The following is a 12325-nucleotide window of genomic DNA, read 5'->3' on the forward strand; positions in this document are numbered from 1 at the left end:
AAGCTTGGTTTTATAGAAATAAATAATAAAGTTATCCGCATCAATAGAAACGGGCTTTAGCCCGTTTTAAAATTAAAAAACATCAACTGGCTTTAGCCAAAACATAAAAAATCAAACACGAACATCGGTGTAGATTCGTGAAATATGTGAGAAAATAAAAATGAAAAACCTCATCAAAATATCATTCCTTGCCATCATATTACTTTGTGTTTTCTCCTGCAAAACACAACAATTTTCCGCACCCGAATTTGGAAAAAGAGAAGCAGGAAAAGATATCCAGATTAAAAAAGTCAACAATTTCAGAACGGTTGGAAGTATAAAAAATATCGATGGAAGAACCCTCAAAGAAGGAAAACTGTACAGAAGCGGAAATTTATATAAACTGAAAAATTCTTCTTTTAAACAACTTGAAAACTTAGGCATCAGAGAAATTATCGATCTTCGGAATTCAAAGGAAATTGCAAAGAAGCCCGATCATTTTCCGGAAGGAATTGTTTACAAAAATTATTCAGCGTTTGAAGACAAAGGCGATCAGTTGGATCAGGCAAAGAAATTGGTCTTAAAAGGAAAAGTCAACGGTGCAGATGCAGACAAAAGAATGCATGACTTTTATAAAGACTACGTCACGGAAAACCCAGAAATCATAAGAAAAATTATCACAGAAATTTTAGAATCAGATCAGCCGGTTTTATATCACTGCACCGCAGGGAAAGACAGAACCGGAATCACCACCGCTCTCATTCTTACGATTTTAAAATTCGATAAAGAAACCATTTACAACGATTATCTTTTATCCAATAATTATAGGAAAAAATTAATCGATAAAAGACTTCATCTCGCCGATAACCTGCATTTTCTCTACCCGAAAATGGACATTACAGTTCTCGAGAAATTAAGCTGGATAGAAACCGCTTATCTGGATGCCGCTTTTAATGAAATTAACAACAAATACGGTTCTATAGACCGATATATTCAAGAGGTTTTAAAAATTTCTGAAAATAAAAGGCAGGAATATATTCTCAAGTTTACATATTGATAATCTAGCTTTATTTTCTTCAATAAAATCCATTAAAATTTATAATAATTTTAACGCTAAAAAACCAAACTTTTTTAGCAATTTTGCATTCTTAATTCACTTGTTTAGAAATGAAAATAAAGTACTCGGAACTTATTGATCAGACGTTGTATTTCCCTACCGAGGAATTCAATGTTTCTGAGAACAATTTGTTGTTTCACGACATTCCTTTAATGGATGTTGTTGAAAAATTTGGCACCCCGCTAAAAATTAGCTACCTGCCGAGAATTTCTCAAAATATCCAGAAGGCCAAAAGCTGGTTCAGGGAAGCCTTTGAGAAAACCGATTATAAAAAGAATTATAGATATTGCTATTGTACAAAATCCAGTCATTTTAAATTTGTATTGGAAGAGGCTTTAAGAAACGACATTTCCATAGAAACTTCTTCAGCCTATGACATGGATATCGTAAAATCTCTTTACAAAGAAGGAAAAGTAACGAAAGATATAGAAGTAATCTGCAACGGTTTCAAAACAGACGATTATCTGGCGAAAATTTCGGAGATGATTAACAGCGGTTTTGAAAATATTACCCCGATTCTGGATAATTACCGCGAGCTGGATAAACTTACAGAAAGCATTGATACCACTTTCGATATCGGAATCAGAATCGCTTCTGAGGAAGAACCGAAGTTCGAATTTTATACCTCAAGATTAGGAATCGGATATAAAGATATCATTCCTTACTACAGCCAGAAAATTGCAGAGCATCCGAATGCAAGACTGAAAATGCTTCATTTCTTCATCAATACCGGAATCAAAGACACGGCATATTACTGGAACGAACTGTATAAATGTCTTCGTGTGTACGCGCGTCTGAAGAAAATTGCTCCGGAAGTCAATTCTCTGAACATCGGAGGAGGTTTCCCGATCAAAACATCTTTGCAGTTCGATTACGATTATCAGTACATGGTGGAAGAGATCGTTTCTCAGATCAAAAAATTCTGTGAAGAGGAAGGAGTGGAAGAACCGAATATTTATACAGAATTCGGAAGTTTTACCGTTGGTGAAAGCGGTGCGAATATTTATAAAATCATTTCCCAGAAACGCCAGAACGACAGAGAAAAATGGAATATGATCGATTCTTCTTTCATGACGACGCTTCCCGATACATGGGCGATTTCCAGACACTTTATCATGCTTCCGTTGAATCGTTGGGATGATACTTACGAAAGAGTTTTCTTGGGTGGATTAACTTGTGATTCGGATGATTATTATAATTCTGAACAGCATACCAACGCGATTTACCTGCCTGTTTTCAGCGATACAAAACCTTTGTACATCGGATTTTTCCATACAGGAGCGTATCAGGAAACCATCGGAGGATACGGCGGAGTTCATCACTGCTTAATGCCACAGCCGAGACACGTTTTGATTCAGAAAGACGAAAACGGTGAGTTGCAGTATGAAATTTTCCGTGAAAAGCAGGAACCGGAAGATGTACTGAAACTTTTGGGTTACAAATAAATATTTAAACACAAACAGCACAAATTTTTGCGCTAAAAACACAAGTAATAATTGTGAAATTTGTGAAAATTATTTGTGTAATTGGTGTTTAATAATAAAACAAAGCTCTCAATATCTGAGAGCTTTTTCTATTTAAAAATATTTTGAAATCTTATCCAGTTCCAGTTCGGCATAATCCGAAACCACAATATTTGCCAACGTATAATCCTGATTTTTAGAATGCGGACTTCTGTACGCAGCACAGAAAATATTTGCCCGATGCGATGCTAAAATCCCGTTCGTGGAATCTTCAATCACCATACAGTTTTCTACAGGTTCATTGGCCATTTCTGCGGCAAGAAGAAAAACTTCAGGATGAGGTTTGGATTCCTTCAGGTCGGCTCCGCTTATTTTTCCGCTAAAATAGGGTTCAAGTTCAAATTTTTCAAAAACCATGTTGATGGTTGCCATCGTTGCGGAAGAAGCGAGAATCAGTCTGATCCCGTTGTCGTAATAATGCTGGATCAGTTCTCTTACGCCTGAAATCAGGTCAAACTCTTCATCATTATAAAAGTATTCCTTAAAATAATCTCTTTTGGTTTTTGCAATGTCTTCGTACGTCTGTTTTAGATTAAATTCTTGAATCAGAGTTTCGCAGACTCTTTTGGTAGAAGCTCCGGTAAATGAAGCGTATAACTCTTCCGAAACGTCGATTCCAAGATCATTAAAAGTTTTAAAATAGGCTTTTCTGTGCAGAGGTTCCGTATCCACAATTACGCCATCCATATCGAACAGCACAGCTTTTAAAGGCATATCTGAATTTTTTCACTAAAATAATAAACGTTTCAGAAATGATGAAACTATTTTTCGATTACTTTTTAAGTTTTGCAATCCAGTCTACCATTTCAGTCAGCACTTTCGGGGAAATCGTCTGCTCAATTTCCGAATATTCTGAAAATGCTCCGGTTGTAGCTTCCTGAAACAAATGATTCAATCCGGGAATTTCCTCCGTTCTGAAATTTTTGTTTCATTGATTGGGTTTAATCTTTATTTCCTTTTTTAGCGTTTTCGCTTCTTGTTAATAATTGTAAATTTTCTAAAATTGTCAGTCCGCCATTGTGCATAGATTTGATATGGTCAACTTGAAAATCCAGTTTGCTTTTGCTTTTGTAACCACTTTCTGCACTAAAATAAAAACCGTCTTTATCTGTAAATTTCTTAAAGACTTCATCACGCAACCATTTTTCATAAATCGGGTCCTGTTCTCTCAATTCGTGAAGTTTCAATTTTTCGTAACTTCTCAATTCTTTTTCTTCGGTAGGTTTAATACCTTTTCGTTGAAAAAGGTCAGGATGATTTATTCTCGATTTTGCTAAATTAATTTCTCTTAAAAATCCGCGTTTGTCGAAGTTGAAAAACGTTTGCCATTCCAATTCGTTGCTGTCCCAAATTGTGTTGATAAGTTCTGTTTGCGATTTTTCACCAAGGTCTTTGTCAATAATTTCCGAAGCAATTTTGTCAATATCATATTTTTCTCTGTCTTTGAGTTCAATGAAAACAGGAACTTCGTCTTGAATAGTGTAATACTGCAAAATATCTTTGATGTCCTGCAAATGATAAGCAGGATATTTTAAGGTTCCGTTGAAAAATTCTTCTTCAATTTGTTCTGCAAATTCTTCCAATTCGTCTTCGTCCAAAACATCTCTTTCAGTTAAATTATTGTGCTCGAAGAAACTTGGTAAAGCGTTTATGAAATCCGTGTACGATTGTAAGATATTATCATAAACCAAAACCTCACAATTTCTTTCTATCGGTTCTTCGTCATTGTATTGTTCTAAAAATCTAAACTGATAAATTCCCATTGGAAAACGCTCGATAAAGTTTAGTTTTTCGAGTTCTTCACGTTTTTCTGGGTCAATAATTTTGTTGGTTAAAATTGCAAATTCTTCAACTTTATTAATAGCAACCAATCGCAAAATTTGTTTTTTTGTTTCTCTGTCAACATCCTTGAAGTCAATATTATCTTCAATAAATAATTTTTCAGGATTAACCCAAGAAACTCGGTTTTGCCAATCGTCTATGAAACTTACGATATAAGCTTCCTTTGTTCCACCAGCTTTCAAACCACGCAAACCACGTCCAATCATTTGTGTCATCAAAATGGACGAAATTGTAGGTCTTGCTAAAAATATAGATTGAACGTTAGGAACATCAGTTCCTTCGGTCAAAATATTTACGTTGATTAAAACCTGAATTTCTTCGTTTCTAAATTTGGCTATTTTATTTTTGTTGTCTTTGCTCGAAATGATTACGCCGGTTGCTTGGTCTTTTACGGTGGAAATTACATAGTCAGATTTCACACCTGCATCTTTGAATAATGCATTTAAAGCAATTGCGTTATCTACGTTTAATGCAAAAACAATGGTCTGCTTGTACTTTTCTTTGTTGAGTAAATATTTGTTGACAATCGTTAAATTTCTCTCGTCATTTTCTGCAATTGTTTTGGCGATACCTGTTCCGATACTGTCAATGTCAAAATAATTCAGTTGTTCAATTTGTTCTTCGGATAAGTCTTTGATGAAATTAAGTCCGGTAGCAACTTCTTCAAAATGTGGTTCCGATAAAATACCTAAACGAATTAAAGTCCGTAAATCTATTTTATAAACGATGTCGTCTGGAAAAACTTTTTTCAATAAACCTTGTTCGCTTTCCGACGTTCTGAAAGGAGTTGCAGTTAATCCAAGCATTTGAAAATGCGAAACACTTTCTTGAATATTTTGAATTAATTTTCTATAGGTTTTTGCAGTTGAATGATGTGCTTCGTCAATAACCAAAAATATTTCTTCAGTGTTTTCTTTAATCCAATTTTTATATAAATGGTTGAAGCCTGCATTCAGACTGTCTTTGCTAGAAATAATTAAATCATCCGAAGTTCTAATGTTTATAGGTTTATCGTGAATGCCTGAAATGATACGATAATTGAAAGATGTTTTGTTCTCAAAAATATCGTTAAAAGCCAATTTGTCGGCAAATGTACTTTTTGCTTGTTCCAAAAGTTCATGTCTGTGAGCCAACCAAAGCACTTTTTTACCTTTATCTAAATAATTTTTTACAATCCAATGTGCAGCGGTCAAAGTTTTTCCGCCACCGGTTGGCAAAACTAACAAACCTGCAAAAGGATTTTTATTGGTCTTAATTATTTTTTGATTCAGATTATAAAATGCTTTTTCTTGGTGATCGTAAGGAACAATTCCACTTTCGGCATCTGCAATGTTTATTTTTCCTGCAAAATCATATTTTACACTTTTCTCTTTTTTCTCCATTGTACTTGTTGCTCCTGAAATTTCCGCCATTCTAAAAGTTACCGTTTCACCCTTTTTAAACCAAGATATTTTTTTGACTTCTTCTTTTCTGCACCAAAGTGTAATATTTTGTTTTTTGAATTGATAGTCAAATTTGGTTAGAATTTTGAAATTCCGCTTTTTGCCCATTCCAATCCTTTCTAAGAAAGTTTCATAATTTCTATAAGTCAGATTGAGTTTATTTTTCTCAATGTCAAAAATGATTTCCTTAACAATTTCACGGATTTCTTTTAATTCCATATTTTTTTCTGTGTCTTTGTTTTAGCGAATTTTGGATGTGGTAAACTCAAGTATAAACACATTACGCCAATACAAATTATGATATCAAATATAAAAAAACTAACCTGTTAATAATTACGGTTTTCCGTAAATTGGAATTTGTTATTTCATAAAATTTAGAAGATAATTTTGTAATTTTTTTATCATTCTTACTTTCTCAAAGCCGTGCTAAACCTTTTTACCGATCAGAATTCATTTTCTTATTCAGAGTGATGATAATTTTATTTTTCTTGTGACAAACAAGCACAGATTGTCCACAGTTGAAACCCGTTTCCTGAAGCCATTTTCCGCAAAGTCGGATTTCAGGAAATACAACATACCGATGATACGGTCTTAAAATGTATTTCTGATGCACTTTTAATTGTCTTATTCCCGATTTTTGAAATTTTTTTTCTTGCTTCATGATGGTTGTTTATTGTTGTAAAAGTATAATAAATTATATTTTAGTAAAAATAAATTATCGTAAAAATATAATTTATTGCTTTTTTACATTGATTTTCAAGTGTTTAAATTTTAACGATATTTGCAGGAGAAGTCAATAAATTGTCATCGTGTCGAAAGTGAACTTAAATAGAATAAAATCTGTTCTGGTTGAAAAAAACAAAACCAGTAAAGAGTTAGCCCGTCATTTGGGAAAAACCGAGTCAACAGTTTCTCGCTGGTGTACGAATGAAGTTCAGCCTTCTGTTGAAACCCTTTATGAAATCTCGAAATTTTTGAAAGTGGATATTCGGGAATTACTCGTGTCGACATTATAATCTGCGAATTATATTTATCATACTTTAAAATTTATCAGATGACTTCATGAAGTTGTTCCATTCATCACCCGCCAACTTCTCCAAACTTCTTTGTATCTTTGCCGAAATCATTTAATTTTTACATAAAACATGAAAACATACGCAGGAATTCCAGAGGAAAATGCATCGTTAGAAAACTCGAAAGTAATGTTGGTGACTGTTCCTTACGACGGAACTTCAACGTGGGGAAAAGGAGCTGATAAAGGTCCTGAATTATTCCTTGATGCTTCCGAAAACATGGAGCTGTATGACATCGAAACCCAGACAGAACCATATTTAGAAGGAGTATATTTAGCAGGAGAAGTTTCTGAAAACTCTTCACCGGAAGCCATGACAGAAGCCGTTTACAAGAAAACAAAAGAGCTTTTGAATAATGACGGAAAACTATTCACCCTTTTCGGAGGAGAACACTCTGTTTCTATCGGTTCGATTCGTGCGGTAGGAGAGAAGTTTGAGAATTTAACCGTTCTTCAGTTGGACGCTCACACAGATCTTCGTCCGGAATTCCACGGTTCTACTTCCAACCACGCATGTGCGGTTTTTGAAGCCAATCAGAAGCATAATCTGGTACAGGTGGGAATCCGTTCTATGGATGTGGAAGAGGTTGAATATTTACCGGAAGGAAGAGTATTTTTCGCTCATGAAATTGCCAACAACGAAAACTGGGTAAACGACGTTTTGGAAAAAGTTTCAGGAAATGTGTACATCACCATTGATCTTGATGCTTTCGATCCTTCACTTTGTCCGTCAACAGGAACTCCGGAACCGGGAGGTTTACAGTGGTATCCGACTTTGGAATTATTAAGAAAAGTATTCGAAAAATGTAACGTTGTCGCTTTTGATATTGTAGAATTAATGGATTCTCCAATGGCAAAACCAAGCGCGTTCTTGGCGGCGAAGTTATATTACAAAATGCTTGCTTACTATCATATCTATAACAACAACTAAATTCCGCAGGAAACGGATTTTTTCTGCCGTAGATTCTTTGGAAATTTGTGAGGTAAATTCAATGTTATGTCTACACAGAATCAGATAGATTACGAAAGAATTGCCAAAGCGATAGACTATATCCGGAGCAATTTTAAGCTTCAGCCAAGTCTGGAGGAAGTGGCGGAGAAAATTCATTTGAGCCCGGCTCATTTTCAGAAGATGTTTTCTGACTGGGCAGGAACAAGTCCGAAGAAATTTTTGCAGTTCATCAGTCTGGAACATGCCAAAAGTTTGCTGAAGGAAGAAAAAGCGAGTTTATTTGATACGGCTTACGAGACAGGATTATCGAGTACAAGCAGACTGCACGATCTGTTTGTGAAAATAGAAGGAATGTCTCCGGCAGAATATAAAAACGGAGGAAAAAGCCTTAACATCAATTACAGTTTTTCCGAAAGTCCTTTTGGAAAAGTAATTGCAGCTTCCACAGAAAAAGGAATCTGCTACATGGCTTTTGAAACCGATCATCATAAAGCATTGGGAGATTTACAGGCTAAATTTCCCAATGCTTCTTTTTTTGAAAGAAAGGATGATTTTCAGAACAATGCCCTTTCTATTTTCAGTAAAGACTGGTCGGAACTGAACACCATAAAACTCCATCTGAAAGGAACAGATTTTCAGTTAAAAGTCTGGGAAAGTCTTCTCACCATTCCGATGGGGAAATTATCAACCTATGGAAATCTGGCGGATAAAATTGGAAATCCAAATGCTTCAAGAGCTGTCGGAACCGCGATTGGCAGCAATCCTGTTGCGTTTTTAATTCCGTGTCACAGAGTAATTCAGTCAACCGGAAAAATCGGCGGTTATATGTGGGGAAGCGAGAGAAAACAACTGATTATCGGCTGGGAAAGTTCAAAAATATACTCTTGATTTCAAACACAAATTGCACTAATTTTTTACGAATAGTTAATAATTTTGATTGAAATTTTAAAAATAAAACTATTCCATCAATAGAAACGGGCTTTAGCCCGTTTAAAATAATCAATTGACCAAATTGGCTTTAGCCTAAAACTTATTTTAATAAAAAAATCAACGAAATATTGTCATTCTGTAGGAATCTGGGATCATTTATTAGAGGTTAAAATTTAAAAATACTTAGCTTAGATTCCTACGGAATGACAAAGAACTTGAAACATTAATCACAAAACATTAAATTTCATGATGAGTTTATTCGAAGACGTATCAGATTATCCTTTAAATATCCTTCCCAAAGACGGAACCGTTCATTATTACGGAAAAGTGTTATCCAAAGAAAAGGCTGATTTTTATTTCGATTACCTGTTTAATGAAATTCCGTGGGAAAATGATGAAGCCGTTATTTTCGGAAAATTAATTTTGACCAAAAGAAAAGTAGCATGGTTCGGTGAAAAACCTTTCGAATACACCTATTCCAAACGGACAAAATATGCTAAATTCTGGACGCCCGAATTATTGGAATTAAAGAAAAAATGTGAAGAAATTACTGGCGAAACCTACAACTCCTGCCTTCTGAATTTATACCACGATGGAAGCGAAGGAATGGCGTATCACAGTGATGCCGAAAAAGATTTAAAAAAACACGGAGCAATTGCTTCCCTGACTTTCGGAGCGGAAAGAAAGTTCTTATTTAAACATAAAACAACAAAAGATAAAGCCGAAATATTTCTGGAAAACGGAAGTCTGTTGGTGATGAAAGGAACAACTCAGGACAATTGGCTGCACCGGCTTCCTCCAACCACAAAAGTAAAAACACCGCGAGTGAATCTTACGTTCCGTACCATTGTAGAATGATTTATTTACATTAATCTACGGTATATTTGTCATGCTGAAATTAACTAAACAAAGTTTTCAATGTATCGTTGAGATCTTTTTATGATGATAAGTTGCATGATTATCATCTCCCGCAGATTAAGCAAGTTTAGCAGATGATTAAGTTTAAAAAAATCCGCACAACCTGCTAAGTCAGCGAGAACCAAAAAATAAAATAACTTTCAGAACAATTGAATGATGATTTATTTCCACTATGTTTGTCATGCTGAAAGCATCTAAACAAAGTTTTCAATGTATCGTTGAGATCCTTTCAAAATGACATTGGATGGATAATTATCTCCCGCAGATTAAGCAAATTTAGCAGATGATTGAGTGGAAAAATCTGCACAATCTGCTAAGTCAGCGAGAGACCAAAAAATAAAAGCTATTCAAACTTAACTTTCAGAACAATTGAATGGTGATTTACAGTACGTTTGTCATGCTGAAAGCATCTAAACAAAGTTTTTTAATGTATCGTTGAGATCCTTTCAGGATGACAAATTGGATGAATAATTATCTCCCGCAGATTAAGTAAATTGAGTGGATTATTGAGTTAAAAAAATCTGCACAATCTGTTAAATCCGCGAGAAACTAAAAACATAAAAAAAGCTGTTCAAACCGAACAGCTTTTAAATTTATTTCAAAACCTCAACTTCAATTGCACTATCATCAAAAACTTTGATAAACGCTTTCGTGTAGTCTTCCTTCGTTGCAAAATTCGGGTTTTCCATAAATTTCTGCGGGTTGATCGCAAAAAGCGGGAACCACGTTGAAGAAATCTGAATCTGGATTTTATGTCCCTTTTTAAAAGTATGCACCACATCCTGCAATCTGAAATTCACCGCTGTTTTCTGGTTCGGAACCAATGCTTCCGCTTTTTCTCTCGAATTTCTGAATCTTGCCGGCATAATTTCACTTCTTACCATCTGATGATAATTTCCATAGATCACCCCGTCTTTTTTCTCAGCAGGTTTAAAATCTTCAGGATAAACATCAATTAATTTTACCGCAAAATCTGCATCCGTAGAAGTGGAAGCAATATTTAATTTTGCCATAATATCTCCTGCAAACGTAATGTCATCCGTTAGAACATCCGTTGTAAACGTTAAAACATCAGGTCTTCCTTCTGCAAATCTCTGGTCTTCCGACATATAATTTCTTGGCGTAAAACCGTTGAAATCTCTTAAATTATCAGAGCTTAAAACCGGATTATTAGGATCGCTGTAATATTCTGAAGAACCTTGTCCTGCTGTGTTTTTCAAAGTTCCTTTCGATAAATAGAAATTCACTTTCTGCGCTTCTTTTGGCGGATAGGTTGCAAATTCTCTCCATTGTTTTGCACCGGTGTCGTACATTAATGCTTCCGGTAAACCTGCATCCTGTTTTGTATTTCCTTTCAGATAATGATTAAAGAATTTTGTTTCCACATTCTTTTGGTAATACGTTGCAATGCTGTCTCCGAAATAAATCTGGTTGTGGAAATGTTTTCCCTGTTCATACGCCCAGGCTCCGTGAGAGAAAGGTCCCATTACAATCGTGTTTTTCGCTTTCGGGCTTGTTTTTTCAATGGTTTTATAAATATTTAAAGGTCCTGAAAGATCTTCCGCATCAAACCATCCTCCCACAGTCATTACCGCATGATTTACGTTTTTAAGATGAGGCAGAAGACTTCTTTTCTGCCAGAATTCATCGTAATTCGTATGATTCATTATTTCCGTCATGAAGAAATTATCCTTGTAGTATTTTTCATAACCGTCTTTCAAGGTTCCCATGTCTCTGTAAAATTTCAGACCGTCTTCAGAAGTAGCTTTAATCATAGAATCAGAATACCACGCTTTATTTTCCGGCTTCGTTTTCTGAACGCCGAAAACAGGGAAAGTTCTGAAATAGCCCATCATAAATCTTCCGTTGTGAAGAAAATCGTCATTCCAGAAATCTGAAATCGGCGCCTGTGGAGAAGAAGCTACCAAAGCAGGATGTTCAGCTAAAATTCCGACTGCGGTATAAAATCCGGGATAAGAAGTTCCGTATTGTCCTACTTTTCCGTTGTTGTCTTTGATGTTTTTCAATAACCACTCGATTGTGTCGTACGTATCTGTACTTTCATCAACATCTTTCTTTGTTTTTCTTTCAACCTGCGGCGTCATATTGGTGAACGTTCCTTCACTCATGTATCTTCCGCGAACGTCCTGAAACACAAAAATATATTTGTCTTTCATCAGGTATTGGTTCGGTCCCAGTTTGGTTTTATATTCGTTTTCACCATAAGGAGCAACGCTGTAGCAGGTTCTCTGCATCAGAAACGGATATTTGTTTTTGTTGGAAATGTCCTTTGGAATGTACACCGAAGTAAACAGTTTTACGCCATCACGCATCGGGATATACATTTCCTTTTTAATAAAATTGTCCTTTACAAAAGTATCGGGTTGCTGTTTAGTCTGAGAATTTCCAAAAACAAACAGAAAAACAAACAAAATCGAAAAGTGAATCTTCATTGTTTAAAATTTGCAGCTAATTTAATCATAAAATGGTTTTTAGCATAAAGTTTTAACAACAGGTTGTCATTCTGACGAAGGAAGAATCTAAATTAAA

Annotated in this window: 11 protein-coding genes; 7 read left to right on the forward strand and 4 right to left on the reverse strand. The window is 35.1% G+C overall.

The features are described from left to right. Window positions 1-160 precede the first annotated feature (160 nt). Window positions 161-1036, forward strand: a complete 876-nt coding sequence (locus H6W53_RS04075; protein ID WP_185204992.1) for a tyrosine-protein phosphatase — start codon at window positions 161-163, stop codon at window positions 1034-1036. A gap of 110 nt (window positions 1037-1146) precedes the next feature. Then, a complete protein-coding gene (locus H6W53_RS04080) occupies window positions 1147-2541 on the forward strand; it encodes an arginine decarboxylase (RefSeq protein WP_185204993.1) in 1395 nt (464 codons plus the stop codon). Window positions 2542-2673: 132 nt separating this feature from the next. Here the strand turns inward: H6W53_RS04080 and H6W53_RS04085 are convergent, their stop codons facing one another. Next, on the reverse strand, window positions 2674-3333 hold the full coding sequence (locus H6W53_RS04085) for an HAD family hydrolase (protein ID WP_185204994.1): 660 nt from the start codon (window positions 3331-3333) through the stop codon (window positions 2674-2676). A 38-nt stretch (window positions 3334-3371) separates the two neighbouring features. Between H6W53_RS04085 and H6W53_RS21610 the strand changes: the two genes are divergently transcribed. Next, the gene (locus H6W53_RS21610) at window positions 3372-3500 is read left to right on the forward strand and encodes a hypothetical protein (protein ID WP_262889531.1); all 129 of its coding nucleotides are present in this window, start codon (window positions 3372-3374) and stop codon (window positions 3498-3500) included. A gap of 60 nt (window positions 3501-3560) precedes the next feature. Here the strand turns inward: H6W53_RS21610 and H6W53_RS04090 are convergent, their stop codons facing one another. Both H6W53_RS04090 and H6W53_RS04095 read right to left on the reverse strand, forming a co-directional pair. Beyond that, complete coding sequence (locus H6W53_RS04090) at window positions 3561-6122, reverse strand: DEAD/DEAH box helicase family protein (protein ID WP_185204995.1); 2562 nt, start codon at window positions 6120-6122, stop codon at window positions 3561-3563. 217 nt (window positions 6123-6339) lie between these two features. Then, entirely contained in the window at window positions 6340-6564 is a 225-nt protein-coding gene (locus H6W53_RS04095) for a SymE family type I addiction module toxin (protein ID WP_185204996.1), read from the reverse strand. Window positions 6565-6721: 157 nt separating this feature from the next. Between H6W53_RS04095 and H6W53_RS04100 the strand changes: the two genes are divergently transcribed. From H6W53_RS04100 to H6W53_RS04115, 4 genes are all read left to right on the forward strand, one after another. Then, complete coding sequence (locus H6W53_RS04100) at window positions 6722-6919, forward strand: helix-turn-helix transcriptional regulator (RefSeq protein ID WP_317048570.1); 198 nt, start codon at window positions 6722-6724, stop codon at window positions 6917-6919. Between the two features lie 129 nt (window positions 6920-7048). Beyond that, window positions 7049-7906, forward strand: coding sequence for an agmatinase (gene speB / locus H6W53_RS04105; RefSeq protein WP_185204997.1), 858 nt, complete (start codon window positions 7049-7051; stop codon window positions 7904-7906). A 66-nt stretch (window positions 7907-7972) separates the two neighbouring features. Then, window positions 7973-8815, forward strand: coding sequence for a bifunctional helix-turn-helix domain-containing protein/methylated-DNA--[protein]-cysteine S-methyltransferase (locus H6W53_RS04110; protein WP_185204998.1), 843 nt, complete (start codon window positions 7973-7975; stop codon window positions 8813-8815). Between the two features lie 291 nt (window positions 8816-9106). Next, entirely contained in the window at window positions 9107-9715 is a 609-nt protein-coding gene (locus H6W53_RS04115; protein WP_185205590.1) for an alpha-ketoglutarate-dependent dioxygenase AlkB family protein, read from the forward strand. A 653-nt stretch (window positions 9716-10368) separates the two neighbouring features. Here H6W53_RS04115 and H6W53_RS04120 read toward each other — a convergent pair. Beyond that, on the reverse strand, window positions 10369-12228 hold the full coding sequence (locus tag H6W53_RS04120; protein WP_185204999.1) for a CocE/NonD family hydrolase: 1860 nt from the start codon (window positions 12226-12228) through the stop codon (window positions 10369-10371). Window positions 12229-12325 lie beyond the last annotated feature (97 nt).

It is taken from the genome of Chryseobacterium sp. C3 (assembly GCF_014218905.1).
Taxonomy (GTDB): domain Bacteria; phylum Bacteroidota; class Bacteroidia; order Flavobacteriales; family Weeksellaceae; genus Chryseobacterium; species Chryseobacterium mucoviscidosis.